General features: G+C 68.7%; 16 protein-coding genes. 4 read left to right on the top strand and 12 right to left on the bottom strand.

What is annotated here, in order from left to right:
• Positions 1 to 89: 89 nt before the first annotated feature.
• Together FHR21_RS06580 and FHR21_RS06575 are read left to right on the top strand one after the other, a co-directional pair.
• Complete coding sequence (locus tag FHR21_RS06580; RefSeq protein WP_246427081.1) at positions 90 to 500, top strand: glutathione S-transferase family protein; 411 nt, start codon at positions 90 to 92, stop codon at positions 498 to 500.
• Positions 501 to 630: 130 nt separating this feature from the next.
• Positions 631 to 1,650 (top strand): hypothetical protein, encoded by a 1,020-nt coding sequence (locus FHR21_RS06575; RefSeq protein ID WP_184096439.1) that lies wholly within the window; start codon positions 631 to 633, stop codon positions 1,648 to 1,650.
• A 204-nt stretch (positions 1,651 to 1,854) separates the two neighbouring features.
• Here the strand turns inward: FHR21_RS06575 and FHR21_RS06570 are convergent, their stop codons facing one another.
• From FHR21_RS06570 to hutI, 5 genes are read right to left on the bottom strand one after another with little or no spacing between them, the layout of a single operon-like run.
• Complete coding sequence (locus FHR21_RS06570; protein ID WP_184096437.1) at positions 1,855 to 2,340, bottom strand: MgtC/SapB family protein; 486 nt, start codon at positions 2,338 to 2,340, stop codon at positions 1,855 to 1,857.
• A gap of 52 nt (positions 2,341 to 2,392) precedes the next feature.
• A complete protein-coding gene (gene hutU / locus FHR21_RS06565) occupies positions 2,393 to 4,057 on the bottom strand; it encodes a urocanate hydratase (RefSeq protein ID WP_184096435.1) in 1,665 nt (554 codons plus the stop codon).
• A 2-nt stretch (positions 4,058 to 4,059) separates the two neighbouring features.
• Entirely contained in the window at positions 4,060 to 4,857 is a 798-nt protein-coding gene (hutG, locus tag FHR21_RS06560) for an N-formylglutamate deformylase (RefSeq protein WP_184096433.1), read from the bottom strand.
• Positions 4,857 to 6,386, bottom strand: a complete 1,530-nt coding sequence (gene hutH / locus FHR21_RS06555) for a histidine ammonia-lyase (RefSeq protein WP_184096431.1) — start codon at positions 6,384 to 6,386, stop codon at positions 4,857 to 4,859. Before hutH ends, hutG begins: the two co-directional genes overlap by 1 nt.
• On the bottom strand, positions 6,383 to 7,582 hold the full coding sequence (gene hutI / locus FHR21_RS06550) for an imidazolonepropionase (protein WP_184096429.1): 1,200 nt from the start codon (positions 7,580 to 7,582) through the stop codon (positions 6,383 to 6,385). Before hutI ends, hutH begins: the two co-directional genes overlap by 4 nt.
• Before the next feature lie 262 nt (positions 7,583 to 7,844).
• On the opposite strand from hutI, the gene FHR21_RS06545 reads away from it, so the two are divergent.
• Both FHR21_RS06545 and hutC read left to right on the top strand, forming a co-directional pair.
• Entirely contained in the window at positions 7,845 to 9,221 is a 1,377-nt protein-coding gene (locus FHR21_RS06545; protein WP_184096427.1) for a formimidoylglutamate deiminase, read from the top strand.
• Entirely contained in the window at positions 9,218 to 9,937 is a 720-nt protein-coding gene (hutC, locus tag FHR21_RS06540; protein ID WP_184096425.1) for a histidine utilization repressor, read from the top strand. Before FHR21_RS06545 ends, hutC begins: the two co-directional genes overlap by 4 nt.
• 226 nt (positions 9,938 to 10,163) lie before the next feature.
• Here hutC and FHR21_RS06535 read toward each other — a convergent pair whose 3' ends face one another.
• The 7 genes from FHR21_RS06535 to FHR21_RS06505 form a co-directional block, all read right to left on the bottom strand.
• Positions 10,164 to 11,012: a metallophosphoesterase gene (locus tag FHR21_RS06535; RefSeq protein WP_184096423.1), complete on the bottom strand. Its 849-nt coding sequence runs from the start codon at positions 11,010 to 11,012 to the stop codon at positions 10,164 to 10,166.
• 43 nt (positions 11,013 to 11,055) lie between these two features.
• On the bottom strand, positions 11,056 to 12,939 hold the full coding sequence (locus tag FHR21_RS06530; RefSeq protein ID WP_184096421.1) for a cytochrome c3 family protein: 1,884 nt from the start codon (positions 12,937 to 12,939) through the stop codon (positions 11,056 to 11,058).
• A gap of 10 nt (positions 12,940 to 12,949) precedes the next feature.
• Positions 12,950 to 13,843, bottom strand: coding sequence for a hypothetical protein (locus tag FHR21_RS06525; protein ID WP_246427080.1), 894 nt, complete (start codon positions 13,841 to 13,843; stop codon positions 12,950 to 12,952).
• A complete protein-coding gene (locus FHR21_RS06520) occupies positions 13,843 to 16,278 on the bottom strand; it encodes an FAD-dependent oxidoreductase (protein ID WP_184096419.1) in 2,436 nt (811 codons plus the stop codon). Before FHR21_RS06520 ends, FHR21_RS06525 begins: the two co-directional genes overlap by 1 nt.
• A gap of 165 nt (positions 16,279 to 16,443) precedes the next feature.
• Positions 16,444 to 16,746 carry a hypothetical protein gene (locus FHR21_RS06515; RefSeq protein ID WP_184096417.1) on the bottom strand — a complete coding sequence of 101 codons (303 nt, stop codon included), beginning with the start codon at positions 16,744 to 16,746 and terminating at the stop codon, positions 16,444 to 16,446.
• Between the two features lie 63 nt (positions 16,747 to 16,809).
• Positions 16,810 to 17,583, bottom strand: a complete 774-nt coding sequence (locus tag FHR21_RS06510; RefSeq protein WP_184096415.1) for an arginyltransferase — start codon at positions 17,581 to 17,583, stop codon at positions 16,810 to 16,812.
• A gap of 284 nt (positions 17,584 to 17,867) precedes the next feature.
• Positions 17,868 to 18,230 carry a hypothetical protein gene (locus FHR21_RS06505; RefSeq protein WP_184096413.1) on the bottom strand — a complete coding sequence of 121 codons (363 nt, stop codon included), beginning with the start codon at positions 18,228 to 18,230 and terminating at the stop codon, positions 17,868 to 17,870.
• Positions 18,231 to 18,267: the final 37 nt, after the last annotated feature.

Here is an 18,267-nt window from a genome sequence, read left to right as displayed (position 1 = left end):
CGCAAGGCCATCTTCAACAAACCAGCATCATATTATCCGAAAAGGGGGTCCCTCTTCGACGCCGATCGGGGGTCCCTTTTGAACGCCGTTTGACACGCATCGCCGCGGGAACGCCGCTCGAGCTGCGCCGCGACGAGCGCGATTACTGGACCTGGCGCAACTGGCTGCATCGCAGCGACGCAACGCTGACCTTTCCCCTCGCGATCATGATCCGCTACACACGCGTCGAGCGCGAGGAACGGCGGCTCGCGCAGGCGGTAGAGGATTATCGCGCCTTCTTCGCCGGCCGCGCCAGGAGCATCGAGGCGGCGCTCGCCGACGGGCGCGACTGGCTGGTCGCGGGGCGTTTCACCATCGCCGATATCGCGATCGGCTATGCGGCCTTTCTGGCGACCACGCTGGGCGCGGAAGACGTGCTGGGCCCGGCGACGCGCGACTGGCTGGCGCGCTGCATGGCGCGCGAGGGGTTCGGTCGCGCGCGCGACCGGCAGAAGGACTGATTCCCTTGCGCCGGCGCCCTGGATCGGGCGCTGTCCCAAGGCTTTAGAAATCCTTGATAAGCGCGTGAAGACGCGGCGCCGTCCCGCATGACACAAGGCCGATCTCGATCGCATTGGGGCGGAGATTGGTATGACACGGATAGGGATGCGCACCGGCGCGATGTCGCTGGCTCTGGTGCTGGCGGGTTGCGGCGGCGGCTCGCCGGCGCCCGAAGGCGGCGAAACGAAGACCGCGCCATCGCAGACGGCATCGGCTTCGCGGGCTGCGGTGCCGGCGGACGAGTTGGTGATGCCGCCAAGCTGGATGCCGGCCGACTGGGACCGGAACGTCCATGGTCTTGGCGGCAAGCCCATGGATGCCGACAGCGAACGCAAGTTCCAGCAACGCATGGTCGCCATCACCCCTTTCATCCTCTGGGCTGTGGCCAATGATACGCTGGTCACGGAGGCATTCGAACCCATCTGGGTGTGGTACACCGCCATCCGCTCCTGCGAGCGTGGCATCCAGATGAGCGAGGATCTGGCCGGTGAGTTCGGCGATCGCGAGCGCGGCAAGGCCGCGCTCACCCAAGCCCGCAACGAACTCAAGGCCTGGGCGGCGACACAGCCGCGCGACATGACCCTCTATTTCACCGCCAAACTCGGCCAATGGAACGCCGCTGATGGCAGTTTTCAGCTCCAGATGCCGGGGGTTGCGACGACGCTGAAACCGCAGGACCTCGAAACCCGCGCGCCCTATTATGACGGCGCGGTCGTCGAATTGTGGAGAGACGGGACGCGACAGGCCATCAACCATTTCCAGGCATCGCTCGCCACGCCGCAATGCGCGTCGACGGACGGATCGAAAATCTACAAGTTCAATCGCATGTCGCAATGGTGGGTGGTCTTTGGAGACGCCGACGAGGGCGTGGCCGGGTTGGTGGATTATAAGTCACGCGAACTGCTGCCCGCGATCACGCTGACGCGCGATGCCGCCGCGGCGCTGGCCCAGCGCAATCCGGAGCGAAAAGTGATCGTCGCCGTGACCTTCGCGCCGGCCGGCTCCAGCTTCTTCAAAAATAGCGACCAGTCGGCGATCCGCGCGAAATTCCGGCAGGTGACCGTCACCGACGCGCTCGACGGATCGGTGCTGGCTTCGAAAAACTATTGAACGACAATGGGTGTACGGATGGATATCGCGCGGTGCTCGATGCCGTGGATGGAAACCCCGAGCTGACGTCCGTGATCGGCGCGCGACCCGTGCGTGCGGTAATATAAAGGCGCATCCGTGGTGCGCATTCCCCCCGCATCGCAGTAGTCCTATGATATGCCCCGCGCGCGGGGGCGGCAAGCGGAATAGTGAGGGGGTCGGCGGTCACGGCCGCGCCGCGTCCTCCGCTTCGTCATCCTTGTCCTCCCATCGGCGTTCGGCGATGCGCAGCAGCGTCAGCATGACCAGGCTGACGAGGCCGCCGATCAACACCAGCGGCCATTGCGCGGCGCCGCAGGCGATGCCGATCACCGCGGCGAGCCACAGATGCGCGGCGGTGGTCAGATTATGCACCTCGCCCCGGCTGAACACGATCAGCCCGGCGCCGATGATGCCGATGAAGGCGCCCGCCGCCTCATAGATGCGCAGCACGTCCGACCGCTGGCCGCCGATCTGCATATAGAGGGCGATCACCGACACCGTCATCGCGGCGGCCGAGAAGCAGATCAGCCCATGGGTGCGCAGCCCCGCCGCATGGCCGCGGATTTCGCGGTCGAGGCCGAGCAGCAGTCCGAGCACGGCCGCGGCCCCGAGCCGCGACACAAGGTCGAAGTCGATCCAGTGGATCAGCGTCGGCGCGTTGAGTTCCATCGTCCCTGATAGCGCGGCGGCGGGCAAAGGGTTCCCGCCGCCGCAAGCGGGATCAGGCAAGGCCGGGCAGGTCGAGCCCCTTGTCGCGCGCGCAGGCGATCGCGATGTCGTATCCGGCGTCTGCGTGGCGCATCACGCCGGTCGCCGGATCGTTCCACAGCACGCGTTCGAGCCGCGCGGCGGCTTCGGGGGTGCCGTCGGCGACGATCACCATGCCCGCATGCTGCGAATAGCCCATGCCGACCCCGCCGCCATGATGGAGCGAGACCCAGGTCGCGCCGCTCGCGGTGTTGAGCAGCGCGTTGAGGAGCGGCCAGTCGCTGACCGCGTCGCTGCCGTCCTTCATCGCCTCGGTCTCGCGGTTGGGCGAGGCGACCGAGCCCGAATCGAGATGGTCGCGGCCGATGACGACGGGCGCCTTCAGTTCCCCCGACGCGACCATGTCGTTGAACGCGAGGCCGAGCCGGTGGCGGTCGCCGAGCCCGACCCAGCAGATGCGCGCGGGCAGGCCCTGAAAATGGATCTTCTCGCGCGCCATATCGAGCCAGTGGTGAAGATGCGCGTCGTCGGGCAGCAGTTCCTTCACTTTGGCGTCGGTCCGGTAGATATCCTCGGGATCGCCCGACAGCGCCGCCCAGCGGAACGGCCCGATGCCGCGGCAGAAGAGCGGGCGGATATAGGCAGGGACGAATCCGGGAAAGTCGAACGCATTTTCGACCCCCTCGTCCTTCGCCATCTGGCGGATGTTGTTGCCGTAATCGGTCGTCGGCACCCCCGCCGCCTGGAAATCGAGCATCGCGCGGACATGCACGGCCATCGACGCCTTGGCGGCCTTCGCGACGCTCTCGGGATCGCTTTCGCGCCGTTCGACCCAGTCGGCGACGCTCCAGCCGATCGGCAGATAGCCGTTCACCGGATCGTGCGCGCTCGTCTGATCGGTCAGCAGGTCGGGGCGGACGCCGCGGCGATGGAGTTCGGGAAGGATTTCGGCGGCGTTGCCGAGCAGGCCGACCGATACCGGCTTCCTCTCGGCGCAGCTCTGGTCGATCACCGCCATCGCTTCCTCGATCGACTGCGCGGCGACGTCGAGATAGCCGGTGCGCAGGCGCATCTCGATCCGGCTCGGCTGGCATTCGACCGCGAGGCACGAGGCGCCGGCCATCACCGCCGCGAGCGGCTGCGCGCCGCCCATGCCGCCCAGCCCGGCGGTCAGCAGCCATTTGCCCGACAGGTCGCCGCCATGATGCTGGCGCCCCATCTCGACGAACGTCTCGTATGTGCCCTGCACGATACCCTGCGTGCCGATATAGATCCACGATCCGGCGGTCATCTGCCCGTACATGGCGAGCCCGCGCCGATCGAGTTCGTTGAAATGCTCCCACGTCGCCCAGTGCGGCACGAGGTTGCTGTTGGCGATCAGCACGCGCGGCGCGTCGGCGTGGGTGCGAAACACGCCGACCGGCTTGCCCGACTGGACGAGCAGGGTCTGATCGTCCTCGAGCCGCTTCAGCGCCGCGACGATGCGGTCGAAACTCTCCCAGTCGCGCGCTGCGCGGCCGATGCCGCCATAGACGACCAGTTCCTCGGGCCGCTCGGCGACGTCGGGGTGGAGGTTGTTCATCAGCATCCGCAGCGGCGCTTCGGTCAGCCAGCTTTTGGCGTTCAACTCGGTGCCGGTCGGCGCCTTGATCACGCGGCTGTTGTCGAGACGGGTCATGGTCATCCTTTCGCAAAGTCGAGCACGGCGGCGATCACCTGCCGCAACACCGGCAGGATCGCGGGCGCGCTGTCGAGGGGGGGCGGCCAGTTGCCCTCGTCGAGCATCGCCGGCTCGGTCATATAGCCGCGCATCGCCAACTCCATCTGGATCGCGTGGACGCCGCTTTCGGGGCGGCCGTAATGGCGCGTCGTCCAGCCGCCCTTGAAGCGGCCGTTGACGACATGGCTCTGTCCGCTCGCGGTGCAGATCGCGGCAACCGCGGCTTCCAACTCGGGCGCGCAGGTCGTGCCGCCGTTGGTGCCGATGTTGAATTGTCGTAATTCACCGTCGAACAGGCGCGGGACGTGGCTGCGGATCGAATGGGCGTCGTAGAGCAGGACGCGGCCATGGAGGGCGCGCAGCCGCGCGACCTCGGCGGCCAGCGCCCTGTGATAGGGCTCGAAGAACGCCCGCTTGCGCCGCGCGATCTCGCCCGCATCGGGCGCGGCGCCCCGATAGAGCGGGTCGCCGTCGAAGGTCGTCGTGGGGCACAATTCGGTCGTCGCCTGCCCCGGATAGAGCGAGGCGCCCGACGGGTCGCGGTTCATGTCGATGACGCTGCGCGAGATGCCGGTCGCCACCGTCGTCGCGCCGAGATCGCGGACGAAGGCATAAAGATCCTCCACCCACCAGTCGGTGTCGAGCCGCGCCCGCCACGGCGAGACGAAGGCGTCCTCCAATCCGGCCAGCCCGATGCCGCCGTGCGGAACGGCGACGACCAGCGGCGCCTCGCCGCGATGGACGCGCAGCCAGTCCATCAGGCGATCCCCGGCAGCGCCAGCCCCGCCGCCTCCGCCACCGCGCCGCCGCGCACCAGCGCGGTCGCCGCCTCCATGTCCGGGTGGAAATGCCGGTCGTGGTCGAGCATCGGCACCGCCGCGCGCAGCCGGCCGCGCACGGCCTCCAGCGCGCCCGACGAAGCCAGCCCGGCATGGAAATCGCACCCCTGCGCCGCCGCGAGCAGCTCGATGCCGATCACCGCGCTCGCATTCTCCGCCATCGCAAGCAGCCGCCGCGCGCCGTGCGCCGCCATCGACACATGATCCTCCTGATTGGCCGAGGTTGGGATCGAATCAACGCTCGCCGGATAGGCGCGCTGCTTGTTCTCGCTGACCAGCGCCGCGGCCGTGACCTGCGGGATCATGAAGCCCGAATTCAGCCCCGGCTGCGGGGTCAGGAAGGCGGGCAGTCCCGACAGCGCCGGGTCGACCAGCATTGCGATCCGCCGCTCGGCGATCGAGCCGATCTCGCACAGCGCCAGCGCGATCATGTCGGCGGCGAAGGCGACCGGCTCGGCATGGAAATTGCCGCCCGACAGGGCCTCATCGGCATCCGGGAAGATCAGCGGATTGTCGGACACGCCGTTCGCCTCGACCGCCAGCGTCGTCGCGGCCTGGCGCAGCAGGTCGAGCGCGGCGCCCATGACCTGTGGCTGGCAGCGCAGGCAATAGGGGTCCTGCACGCGCGGGTCGCCGTCGCGGTGACTGGCGCGGATCGCCGATCCCGCCATCAGCGCGCGCAGCGCCGCCGCGACCTCGATCTGCCCGCGATGGCGGCGCAGGTCGTGGATGCGCGGGTCGAAGGGGGTGTCCGACCCCTTGGCCGCCTCGGTCGACAGCGCGCCGGTGACGAGCGCGGCGGCGAACAGCGTTTCGGCCGCGAAGAGACCGGCGAGCGCATTGGCGGTCGAAAATTGCGTGCCGTTGAGCAGCGCCAGCCCTTCCTTCGCGGCCAGGTCCAGCGGTGCCAGACCGGCGCGCGCGAGCGCCTCGGCGGCGGGCAGCCGTTCGCCCGCCAGCTCGATCTCGCCGACCCCGATCATCGCCGCCGCCATATGCGCGAGCGGGGCGAGGTCGCCGCTCGCCCCCACCGAGCCCTGCGACGGCACCACGGGGGTCAGCCCTTGTCCCAGCATCGCTTCGAGCAACGCCACCGTTTCGGGTCGCACCCCCGAGGCGCCCTGCGCGAGGCTGACGAGCTTGAGCGCCATCATCAGCCGCACCACCGGCGCCGGCGACGGCGCCCCGGTCCCCGCCGCGTGACTGAGCACGATATTGCGCTGAAGGGTCGCCAGGTCGGCCGCGTCGATCCGCACGCTCGCCAGCTTTCCGAAACCGGTGTTGATGCCATAGACCGGGTCGCCATGCGCGAGGATGCGGCCGACCGCCGCGGCGCTTTCGGCGATGCGCGACGCCGCCGCCGGGTCGAGCCGCACCGCGGCGCCGCGGTGGATGGCGCGCCAGTCGGCCAGCGAAACGGCGCCGGGAACGAGGAGGATATCGGTCATCGGCCACTCCATATGCGGGCATGGAGCGGGTTCAGCCCCATAAGATAGACGAGCTCGGCGGGATGCTCGACGTCCCAGATCGCAAGGTCGCAGGCCTTGCCGGCTTCGAGCGTCCCGATGCGGTCGCCGAGCCCCAGCGCCGCGGCCGCGTTGCGCGTGACGCCGCGCAGGCATTCGGCGACGGTCAGGCGGAACAAGGTCGCGCCCATGTTCATCACCAGCAGCGGCGAAGTCAGCGGCGAGGTGCCGGGGTTGCAGTCGGTCGCGAGCGCGATGGGGACACCCGCCGCGCGCAGCGCCGCGACCGGCGGCAGGCGCGTTTCGCGCACGAAATAAAAGGCGCCGGGCAGCAAAGTCGCGACCGTGCCCGCCTTCGCCATCGCCGCGACGCCCGCCTGATCCAGATATTCGAGGTGATCGGCCGACAGCGCCCCGAAGCGCGCGGCGAGCGCGGCGCCATGCTGGTTCGACAATTGCTCGGCGTGGAGCTTCACCGGCAGCCCGGCACGGGTCGCGGCCTCGAACAACCGCCCGGTCTGCGCGGCGGTGAAGCCGATGGTTTCGCAAAAAGCATCCACCGCGTCGGCGAGGCCGAGCCGCGCGACCTCGGGCAGCATCGCGTCCACGACATGGGCGATATAGGCGTCGGCGTCGCCTTCATAATCGGGCGGCAGCGCGTGCGCGCCGAGGAAGGTCGTCGAAACCCGCACGTCGCGCACCTCGCCGAGCCGCCGCGCGGCGCGCAACATGCGGATCTCGCTGTCGGTATCGAGCCCATAGCCCGACTTGATCTCGACCGTCGTCACGCCTTCGGCGAGCAGCGCGTCGAGGCGCGGCAGCGCGGTGGCGACCAGTTCCGCCTCGCTCGCCGCCCGCGTCGCGCGCATGGTCGAGACGATGCCGCCCCCGGCGCGGGCGATCTCTTCATAGGAGGCGCCCTCGAGCCGCATCTCGAATTCGCGGGCGCGATTGCCGGCGTGGACCAGATGGGTGTGGCAGTCGATCAGGCCAGGCGTGATCCAGCGCCCGTCGCAGCGGGTTACCGCATCGGCCTCGAACGCCGGCGCGTCGGCGGCCGCGCCGGCATAGAGGATCGCGCCGCCCTTCGCCGCGACCACACCCCGCTCGACGATGCCGAGCCCGTCGCCCGCCATCGTCGCCAGCCGCGCATCGGTCCACAGCCTGTCACAGCGCATGATCGCCTCGATCCCTGACTCATTCTGTCCTGATGCCGCGAGATTGCACCAATCGCACAATAATGTATAGACATAAATGCAGGCGGTAGGGATGACGCAGACGAAAGGCGCCACCCTTCCCGCCTTCGTCATGCTGAACTTGTTTCAGCATCCATGGTCTGCCCTCTCGGCTTACGCGGCGTTTGCAGCAAGACCGGGCCATGGATGCTGAAACAAGTTCAGCATGACGCGAGAAGAGAGAAGGCGGAGACGGAGGCGGATCATGGCTGGCGAACAGGCGACCGAACATCATCTCTTCTTCGACGACGCGCTGCTGCCCTCGGGCTGGGCGCGCGGCGTGCGCCTGACCATCGCCGCGGGAAGGATCGCCGCCGTCGAAACCGGCGCCGCGCCCGCCCCCGGCGACGCGCGCCACGGTTGCGCGCTGCCCGGTCTTCCCAACCTCCACAGCCACGCCTTCCAGCGCGGCATGGCCGGACTCGCCGAGCGGCGCGGACCGGCGGGCGACAGCTTCTGGACGTGGCGCGAGACCATGTACCGCTTTCTCGATCGGATGACCCCCGACGACATCCGCGCCGTCGCAGCGCTCGCCTATGTCGAGATGCTCGAAAGCGGCTTCACCCGCGTCGGCGAATTCCACTATCTGCACCATGCGCCGGGCGGCGCGCCCTATGCCGATCCCGCCGAAACCAGCGCCGCGATCGTCGACGCCGCGGCCGAAAGCGGCATCGCGCTGACCCTGCTCCCCGTCCTCTACGCCCACGCCGGATTCGGTGCGCAGCCGCCGACGCCAGCGCAGGCGCGTTTCGTCCACGACCTCGACGGTTATGCGCGCCTGCTCGCCGGTGCCGACGCGGCGGCGGCGCACCTGCCCGACGCGGTCGTCGGCGTCGCCCCGCACAGCCTGCGCGCGGTGTCGGCCGGGCAACTGGCGGCGCTCGCGCCCCTCGCCGAGGGCCGCCCGGTCCATATCCACATCGCCGAGCAGATGAAGGAGGTCGAGGATTGCCTTGCATGGAGCGGCGCGCGGCCGGTCGAATGGCTGCTCGACCATGCCGCGGTCGACGCGCGCTGGTGCCTCGTCCACGCGACCCACATGACCGCCGGCGAAACCGCCGCGATGGCCCAAAGCGGCGCGGTCGCCGGCCTCTGTCCGATCACCGAGGCCAATCTCGGCGACGGCCTGTTCCCGGCAGAGGCGTTCGTCGCGGCAGGCGGGCGCTACGGGGTCGGCAGCGATTCCAATGTGCGGATCGACGCCGCCGGGGAACTGCGCCTGCTCGAATATGGCCAGCGCCTCGCGCGGCGCGGCCGCAACCTGCTCGCGCGCGGCGAGGGCCGCTCGACCGGGACCGACCTCTACGCCGCCGCGGTCGAGGGGGGCGGCGCCGCGCTCGGCGCCCCCGCCGGCCTCACGGTCGGCGCGTCCGCCGATATCGTCAGCCTAGACCGCGACCATCCCTCGCTCGCGGGCCGGGATGGCGACCTGTTGCTCGACGCCTTCGTCTTCGCGGCCGGGCGCGGCGCGGTCGATGGCGTGTGGCGGCGCGGCGACAGGCTGGTCGCGGCCGGACGGCACCGCGCGCGCGAGGCCGTCGCCGCGCGCTACGCCGCCACCCTCGCGCGGCTGCTCGCATGAGCGGGCCGCTCCACGAGCGCATCCGCGCCGATTTCGAGGCGCGCATCCTCGCCGGCGAGCTGGCGCCCGGCGACCGCCTGCCGACCGAGCAGGCGCTGATGGCGCAATATGGCTGCGCGCGCATGACGGTCAGCAAGGCGCTGTCGGCGCTGGCCGCCGCGGGGCTGATCGACCGGCGCAAGCGCGCGGGCACCTTCGTCGCGCGGCCGCGTGTCCATTCGATGATCCTCGACGTGCCCGACCTCGCGGCCCAGATCCGCGAGCGCGGCCAGCATTACGCCTATGTCCCCCTCGAACGCCGCATCCGCGACCCCGAAACGGGAAACGCAGCCGAGACGCAGCTCGCCGGCGCGGGGCGACTCATCCAGCTCGACGGACTGCATCTGGCCGACAACATTCCGTTGGCGGTCGAATATCGCCTCGTCAGCCTCGCCGCCGTTCCGGACATCGCCGATGCCGGGTCCGACGACACCCCGCCGGGAACATGGCTGCTCCGCCATATCCCCTGGACCGAGGCGGAGACGCGCATTTCGGCGCTTGCGGCATCCCCCGCCGTCGCTCGCCTGCTTCAGGTCGCGCCGGGTACCGCCTGCCTCTGCGTCGAGCGCCGCACCTGGCGCCGCGCCGAGGGGGTCACCCATGTGCGCCAGATCTTCCCCGGCGACGCCTATGACCTGGTCGCGCGTTTCGGGCCGAGCGGGGGGCAAGAAGGCTGAGCCTCGTCGCAAAGGCGCAGACCCTTCGGGTTGGAGCACCGGCCTCTTCCTTCGTCATGCTGAACTTGTTTCAGCATCCATGGCCCGGCATCTCCTTCGACGCTGCGCTGCGTTCAAGGGCAGGCCATGGCCCCTGAAACAAGTTCAGGGTGACGAAGGAGATGACGCCTCGAGTTCGCAAATGGCGCAACCAACGGCCTTTGCAAGGCCTCCCGTCACCTCTCCCCTAAACCGGCCGCTCGGCCTTCAGCTCGCGCACCAGCGGCTGCAACCGCGCGTCATATTTGGCAAGCATCGTGTGGGCGCCGGCATGATCGTAGAAGCTGACCAGCTCGCGTCCGTTCCAGCGGTGGAGCGCATAGGCAGGATCCTCGGCGACGATCATCGGGCGGTCGTCGGGGGCGTCCGCGTCGATCGGGCGCAGGTCGAGCGAGACCTGCGGCGCGGTCGAGGAACAGATGGCGATGGTGCGCCCCTCCCACGCGACGGTGACCGCGCGGTGCAGGTGGCCGCAGATCAGCCCGCGCACCTGATCGTGCCGGCGCACCACCTCGGTAAAGCGATGGACCCACGGCTCGTCGGGATGGGTGTTCATCCATTCGATGCCGCTTTCGACCGGCGGATGGTGCATGACGATATAGGTGGGCTTGGCCGCGTCCTTCGCCAGTTCGGCGTCGAGCCAGGCGGCGCGGGCGGCGCAGAAGGCGCCGCCGTGGCGCCCTTCCTCCAGCGTGTCGATGGTGACGAGGCGCAGTTCGGGCAGTTCGATCGCATATTGAACGAAGCCGTCGCCGTCGTCGAAGCCGGGGAAATGGGCATGAAAATTGTCGCGCAGGTCGTGATTGCCGACGCTCGGCCACACCGGAAAGGGGCAACGCGAAAAGGCGGTTTCCAGCCGGCGATAGCTGTCGGGGTCGCCGCGGTCGGTGATGTCGCCGGTGGCCAGCAGCAGGTCGGGGCGGTTCGGCCCCTCGATCAGCAGGTCGAGGACGTCGTCGAGGCGCTTGCGGTTATATTCGGCCGGATTGTCCGGATCGAAGCCGATATGGATGTCGGTGATCTGCGCGATCAGCATCTCCGTCCCCTGCTCCGCGCCGGCCCCCCGGTCGCCCGAATCATCATCCGCCCCCGGCGCCCGGCGCGCGCCAAGCCACGGAATAAAGCGCGCGGGTCTGTGCGCCCGTGATCGCGATCACAGGCTTGCGCCGCTGCCGCGCCGGCACCCACGGCTTGCCGCCATCGCCGTGATATTCGTGGCACATGGCGCAAGGCGACGCGGTCGCCGTCTCGACCTTGGCCAGCCGCGCGCCGCTCTCGCCGACATGGCAGTCGCGGCATTGCGACAGGCCGGGGACGAGCAGGTCGCTCGCCTGCTTCGAGCGCGGTGCCGTGGTGTGGCAGTCGGCACAGGCCGTTTCCTTGTGCGCGTCATGGTCGAACCAGCCCTTGCCCAGGAAACGCGGCGTCTGATGCACTGCCTCGACCTGCCAGCCCTGGCCCGCCGCCGGCGGCACGACGGTGTGGCAGTCGTAGCAGGCGCCGCCCTTGGAAAAGACCGCGCGCACCGCGTCGGCGGCGCGCGCCGGCCGCGCCGCGCGTTCGCGGAAATAGATGTTGTAGACCTGCCCCTCGGCATAGCCGCCGGGGCGCCGCCGCTCCATGCCGCCGAGTTGCAGCGGCCGCGCCGGGGGGGTCGAGCGGTAATAGGCATAAAGGTCGGCGACGACCTGATCGGGCTCGCCGTGGCGCAAGGTGCGGGTGACGCCGCCGACGCTCTCGAAGGCCAGGCTGTGGCACATCGCGCAGTCGCGCTCCATCTCGACCGGCGCGATCCGTACCCCGTCCGCCTCGGGCCGGTGGCAGTTTGCGCATTCGAGCTTTTTGCCGAAGTCATAACGGCCGCGGAAGCTCGCCGCCATCCGCGCGACCCCGCCGTTCGCCTGCAGGTGGAGGTCGTGCGGGAATTTCAGCCCGCCATAATCGGCGACCGCCCCCTGGCCGAGCGCCGCGCGCCCCGGCTTCGCGCCCGGCGCGGCGCGGACGAGCGGGCGGAACTCGGGGTGGCCGGTGCCGAAATCGGCGGCGTCGGCGACCGTCGCCTTGAAACCCGCCGCCTTCAGCCGCGCCGCCATGCCGTCGTGGCAGTCGGCGCAGAATTTCTGCGGCGTCGCGGGCATCGGCCCGGCGCCCTCATGCTCGCTATGGCAATCGACGCAGCGCCCCGGCGGCTTGTTGAAGGCGTGGGCAAAGCCCGCGAGCACCCGCCCGCCGACGCCGGGCGGCGCGCGCGCGGCGAGCAGCATCGCGGGCGGCGCATCCGCATGCGCCTGGCTCATCGCCTTGTGCTCGCCGGTGTGGCAGCCGACGCACGCCCTGTCGGTCACCGCGACGAAGGGCTCGACATGGCACGACTGGCAATCGCCCTTCAGATTGGCGTGCGCGCTCGACAGCGGCCCCGACAGCCACGCCTGGTCGGCATGAAAGCCCTGTGGCCGCTCGTCGACCCCGCGATAGCTGTGCCACGCCCAGATCGGCCCGACCAGAAAGGCGAGCAGCATCAGCAGCGCGAAGGTCCATGCACCGACGCGCTTGCCGGGCAGCACCCCGGCGAGCGAGAAGGCGCGCGTCTCGTCGACGTCCTTCGACGATTGCGACAGTTCGTCGATGCGCTCGACGAGCAGCACGATATCCTCGCCCTCGCGCGCGATCGTCAGGCGGTGGCCGCCGAAGCGCAGCTCGGCGCCCGCCGCGCTGTCGATGTCGGCGACGTCGAGCGTCCGGCCGTTGAGGTCGAAGCCCAGCCCCGCCTGCGCGGTCACGCGGACGTGGCGGCCGTCGGCGCTGGCGATCGTCGCATGCTGCGGATTGACCGCCAGGTCGGCGACGTGGATCGCATTGCCGCTGTCGCGCCCCAGCGTGATCGTGTCGCCGTCCAGCGGCTGGTCGCGGACGATCTGCTTGCCCGTCTTGGTCGTCGCGATGCGGCGCAGGATGAAGCTCATCGTCCCCGCCCTACCAATAGAAGAAGACGCTGATGACATGCGCCGACAGCGCCGCGATCAGCGCGAAGGTCAGCGGCACATGCACATAGAGCCACACCTCGAGCAGCGCGCGCAGCCGCAGGTGCGCGCGCAGCCGCGCCAGCGCCGCTTGCTTCTGCGTCAGCAGCGCGACCACCTTCGCCCGCGCCTCGGCCTCGCCGCCGGTCGCGGCGGCCAGTGCACGCTGCGCGGCGGCGGTCGCGCAGCGCGGATAGCGCCCGGTCAGCCGCGCCCGGATGCCGCCCGCGAACGGGTCCTCCTCCAGCGCCGCGAGCACCGGCGCGGTGTCGGCGGCGCCCAGCGGCTGCGCGGCGGCATGAAGCTGGCGGTCGAAGGCACGGATCGCCTCGAGCATCTGCATCTGCGTCATCTGGTCGCGATTGTTCGACAGCGCGGCCGGCAGCGTCGCATAGACGATCACGCCGTAAAGGCCCGACAGGATCACGAGCATCATCAGCGCCCACGCCAGCGTATGCACATTCCAGCCGAGCTGGAATCCGGTGTGCCACGTCCCGATGACGATCAGGCTCAGCCCCAGATAGACATGCGCCGAGGTCCACGCCTTCAGCGACCAGTAATCGCGCGTCATCCGCCGCTTGCGATAGCCCAATGCGGTGAGCCACAGGATCAGCAGCGCTCCGACGGTGCCGAGCGTATAGCCGTACCAGCTTCCGCCATTGGGCCGCGGCTGGACGTCGATCAGCGCATAGCTAACGATGACGAGCAGGCAGAGCCCACCCGAAATCTTGGCCCAGCGAAAGCCCGCATAGCGCAGGAAGCCTTCGTGGCGCCGCTCGCGCACCCGCTCGGTCTGGGTCGCGCGCGCCCGGCGGCGCAATATCTTTCCGGAGAAGAGGCTCGCCATCAGCCCGCATCCTCCTCGAGCCGGGCGATCGACAGGAATTCCTCGGGCGACACGCGGATCGCGGCGCCGGTCGGGCAGGCGCGCACGCAGGCGGGGCCGCCGGCGATCCCCTTGCACATGTCGCATTTGACCGCGATCTTCTTGGGCTTCTCTTCGCCCAGCCGCTTCTTGGTCCATTTGGGCGACGGTTCGCCCGGCCCCGGCCCCCGGCCCAGCAGAAGCCAGCTCAAGAGGCCCGGCTTGGGCGGCGGCGTCGCCTCCATGCGGATCACGCCATAGGGGCAGTTGCGCATGCAGTTGCCGCAGCCGATGCAGCCCGGCTCCATGAACACCTCGCCGTCGGGGCCGCGGTGGATGACGTTGGGCGGGCAGTCGGCCATGCAGTGCGGATGTTCGCAGTGGCGGCAACTCGTCGGCACGTGCAGATGCGCGAAGGTCTTGCCCGCCTCGCGGTCGAGCCGCGACAGCCCCTCATGGCTGTCGGCGCACGCCTTTTCGCAATTGTCGCAGCCGACGCACAGATTCTCGTCGATCAGCAGCGCGTCGGTCGCCTCGCCCAGCCCCTCCTTCATGATGAAGCTCGCGGTGTCGGAATAGAGGTCGACCGCGCTCGCATAGCTCGCCTTGCGCGATTCGATGAAGCCGTTCATCGCCGCGCGCTCAGCAACCGCGGCCTCGGTCGCCTCGCGCACCTGCGGCCGCGCCGCCAGCATCGCCTTGAAACCCGCGCCGGTCAGCTTGATGACCTCGCTGCCGACCGCCGCCTTGACCGTCGCGTTGCGCTTCTCGCCGCTCAGCACCGCCATCTCGCCGAAATAGCTGCCCGCGGGCAGATAGCGCAGAAAGATCGGCTTGCCGCCGATATCCTTCTCGACCACCATCGAGCCCGACCGGATGACATAGACATCGTCGCCCTCGTCGCCCTCGGTCAGCACGACCTTGCCCGCGGGGACGCGCACCACCTCGGCCCCCTCGACCACGGGCGCCAGATCCTCCACCGTCAGCCCGCCCTTGAAGATCTGGAGCAATTGCCGTTCGAGCGATATGCGGTCGATCGCGCGCTTCGCCCCCGGCACCGCCGCCATCAGCTTGAGCGCCGCCGTGCGCGACACCTCGACGAAGATGCTGTCGGCGCCGGCGCGGATCGTCGCGCCGCGCTTGCGCCCCGAAATCAGTCCGACCTCGCCGAAGATCGAGCCTTCCTCGATCGGCACCGTGACGCCGGGCGCGACCTCGACCTCGGCATGGCCCTCGGCGATGGCGAACAGCGACGATCCCGGATCGCCCTTCTCGAACACCACCTCGCCCTGCCGGTAGAAACCGACGGTCGAATCGAGCATGAACTCGCGCATCTGCAACGGCGACACGTCGGCGAAGATGCGGACGCGCGCGCGCAGGAAATCGAGCCATTCGCTGACCGATTTCTCTTGCGGCAGGCCGGCGAAGATCGCCGCCAGATCCTTTTCGTCGGCGGGGGTCAGCGCCGTGTTGCCGTTGATGAACTCGACGACGTCATAGCCCTGGTTCATGCAATGCTTGATGAGCGGATAGCCCGCGAGCGCGCCGATGACATACAGGCCGGGCACGCTGGTCTCGAAGGTCGGCGACAGCTTGGGAAAGGCCTCGCGGTCGGGGCCGGTGAATTCGATGCCCATCGCCTCGACAAAGGCGCGCGGCGCCACCGACCCCAGCCGCGCAACGATGGTGTCGCAGGCAATGCGCTCATCGCCGTCGGGGGTTTCCAGCGTCAGCCAGCCCTCCTCGACCAGCTTGGGCTGCGTCTCGGTGCGGATGTCGATCGTGCCATTCTCGCCCGCCTCCGTCAGGTCGGCGACATTCTTCGCCTTGGCGCGCGCGAACTCCTTCGATCGGTTGAGGATGGTGACGCGATTCTCCAGCGCCTCCTCGGCGACGCCCAGCGCATTCTCGATCCCCGCGTCGCCCGACCCGACGACGGTGATATGCCTGTCCTTGAAATCCTCCGGGTCGTCGACCTGATAGATGATGTGCGGCAGGTCGTTGCCGGGGCAGCGCAGCCGGTTGGGATTGCCCTGGGTGCCGATGGCGAGCACGATCGCCTCGGCGGCGATCGTGTCGCCCTTCGCGGTCCTGATCTCGAACGCGCCTTTCGCGCCCGTTACTTCGACCACCTCGGCATTATAGACGACTTCGACCTTGCTGGCCGCCGCATCGGCGTCCCAGTCGGCAAGGATCGTCTCGCGCGCCGCCTCGCCGAAGCGGCAGTCGGAGCGCAGGTCGAGCCGTTCGGGCGTCGCGAGCACGCGCTTGCCCTTCTGATATTTGAAGATGGTGTCGGACAGATGGTCGGTCTTTTCGAGCAGCACATGGCTGAGCCCGAGCTGCGCGGCCCGCGCCGCGGCGCTGAGCCCCGCCGGGCCCGAGCCGATGATCGCGACCCGCACCAGCCCGCTCACGCGGCGGCTCCGATGGCGCTGACGCCGATCATGCAGACACCCATCACACAGACACAGGCACGCACGAGCACCCCTCCCCCTCGCCAGCCCCTTGGCGACCAATTTCGGATGCGACCCGGACTTATGCCCTGGACACGGAGCTATGCCCCCGAAAGCGGGAAGAGGTCAACCGGTGACGGATACAGAGGTGGAGGTCGGTTCGCGCCTCTTTTTTTCGTCACCCTGAACTTGTTTGGCAATTATACCCTTGGCATCCGTAAGCCTCCTTACTTCGTCATTGCGAGCGGAGCGAAGCAATCCAGAGCGGTTTGCGCGCACTCTGGATTGCTTCGCTCCGCTCGCAATGACGGGATGACGGATGCGAAAGCGATAAGCGCCAACTTGTTTCAGGGTCCATGGCCTGCCCTCGAAGGAAACGGGGCGGGAAATAGAGAAACCACGCCATGGATGCTGAAACAAGTTCAGCATGGCGAAGGAAGAAAGAAACCGGAAATTCAAGCCGGCCCGCCGCCGAAGATCGCCGCCGCCCTCTCAGGCCAGTTCGAACAGCGCCGCGATCTTGTCCGACGCCACCGGTTCGAAGCGCGACCAGCCGTCGGGGCCGAGCCGTTCGAGCGGGCGGAAGCGCGCCTTATAGGCCATGCGGGTCGACCCTTCGATCCAGTAACCGAGATAGACATAAGGCAGTCCGGCGCGCGCGGCGCGCTCGATATGGTCGAGGATGATCGTGGTGCCCAGCCCTTCGCGCGCGGGATGCTGCGCGTCGAAGAAGCTGTAGATCATCGACAGCCCGTCGCCCTGCCGATCGGTCAGGCAGCAGCCGACGAGGCGGCCGCGGCCGCCGTCGCTCGTCGGCTCGCGATATTCGATCATATAGCTGTCGACCGGGGTCTGCTCGACCATGTCGGCGAAATCCTGCTCGTCCATGTCGGCCATGCCGCCGTCGGGGTGGCGCGAGAGCAGATAGGCGCGCAGAAGCTGATATTGCTCGTCGGTCGCCCACGGCTTGCAGGCGGTGACGACAAGGTCGCGGTTGCGGCGCCGGTTGCGCTTCTGCGACTGGCTGGGGGCGAATTCGCCGGCGCGCACGCGCACCGACACGCAGGCCGAACAATCGGCGCAGCTCGGCCGATAGGCGACCGACTGGCTGCGGCGGAATCCGATCCGCCCCAGCGCGTCGTTGAGTTCGTTCGCATTGTTGCCGCTAAGCTCGGTGAACACCTTCCGCTCGGTCTTGCCCGCAATATAGGGGCAGGGCGCGGGGCTGGTCACGAAGAAGCGCGGAAAACGAAACGGCGCGGACACGGGTGCGGCTTCCTCCAGGGCTCGGCGGCGGACGGCTTGGGCGCCCCCCGACGCTTGGGTTGTCCCCGACTATGCCGCGCCCCGCCGATGGTGCAAAGTCAATTTACCAACTTCGCGGCGCCCGAAACGGCCAAAATGCAAATTTCCTGAATCGCCCGCTAACTCTTGTCCCGTTTTGAATCGGGTCGGAGTCCGTTCGCAAAGATGATCGCGCCTCCCCCGCATCCCAGAGGCGTCATTACGACCCCGGCGAAGCCCGGGGTCGCAATGACGAAGGGCGCCGGTTAACGCCAGTGGATCTGCGCTCCGGGTTCGATAAGCTCTTTGAGCTTCTGGAGCTCGGATATCAGGACGTCCAGGCTTTCGCGCTTGAAAACGAAGGGCAGTTCGGCCCCGCCGCGAAGCGTCATGAACAGCATCGGCTCATCCTGCGCCGTCTTCCCGGTCTGCATCCCGACCGGGCGGAGCAACTGCGCTTCGCGGTCCGGCCCGTCGCGCTTTTCGAATTCGGCGACCAGCGCGCCTGCCAGGACCGCGGAACATTCGGCGCCTACCTCAAAGCTGTGAAGCGCCTGATCCTCATCCTTCACGGTGAAGCGAACGCCGCCGTCCTTCGCCGACCATTCGACAACCTCGACATATTTCAATGCAAATTCCTCTTGATTCGACCATCATCGTGCAGAC

The sequence above is a fragment of the Sphingopyxis panaciterrulae genome (assembly GCF_014199295.1).
In the GTDB taxonomy this organism is placed as follows: Bacteria; Pseudomonadota; Alphaproteobacteria; order Sphingomonadales; family Sphingomonadaceae; genus Sphingopyxis; species Sphingopyxis panaciterrulae.
The sequence above is the reverse complement of the archived record's forward strand: the minus strand, read 5'-3'. Positions and strand labels throughout refer to the sequence as shown.

Bases quoted from the DNA above. Each gene is read 5' to 3' on its own strand.
- FHR21_RS06530 (WP_184096421.1), bottom strand. From the start codon at position 12,939: ATGAGCTTCATCCTGCGCCGCATCGCGACGACCAAGACGGGCAAGCAG.
- hutH (WP_184096431.1), bottom strand. From the start codon at position 6,386: ATGACCGATATCCTCCTCGTTCCCGGCGCCGTTTCGCTGGCCGACTGG.
- FHR21_RS06525 (WP_246427080.1), bottom strand. From the start codon at position 13,843: ATGGCGAGCCTCTTCTCCGGAAAGATATTGCGCCGCCGGGCGCGCGCG.
- FHR21_RS06515 (WP_184096417.1), bottom strand. From the start codon at position 16,746: ATGCTGAACTTGTTTCAGCATCCATGGCGTGGTTTCTCTATTTCCCGC.
- hutU (WP_184096435.1), bottom strand. From the start codon at position 4,057: ATGACCCGTCTCGACAACAGCCGCGTGATCAAGGCGCCGACCGGCACC.
- FHR21_RS06535 (WP_184096423.1), bottom strand. From the start codon at position 11,012: ATGCTGATCGCGCAGATCACCGACATCCATATCGGCTTCGATCCGGAC.
- hutC (WP_184096425.1), top strand. From the start codon at position 9,218: ATGAGCGGGCCGCTCCACGAGCGCATCCGCGCCGATTTCGAGGCGCGC.
- FHR21_RS06570 (WP_184096437.1), bottom strand. From the start codon at position 2,340: ATGGAACTCAACGCGCCGACGCTGATCCACTGGATCGACTTCGACCTT.
- FHR21_RS06545 (WP_184096427.1), top strand. From the start codon at position 7,845: ATGGCTGGCGAACAGGCGACCGAACATCATCTCTTCTTCGACGACGCG.
- FHR21_RS06575 (WP_184096439.1), top strand. From the start codon at position 631: ATGACACGGATAGGGATGCGCACCGGCGCGATGTCGCTGGCTCTGGTG.
- hutI (WP_184096429.1), bottom strand. From the start codon at position 7,582: ATGCGCTGTGACAGGCTGTGGACCGATGCGCGGCTGGCGACGATGGCG.
- hutG (WP_184096433.1), bottom strand. From the start codon at position 4,857: ATGGACTGGCTGCGCGTCCATCGCGGCGAGGCGCCGCTGGTCGTCGCC.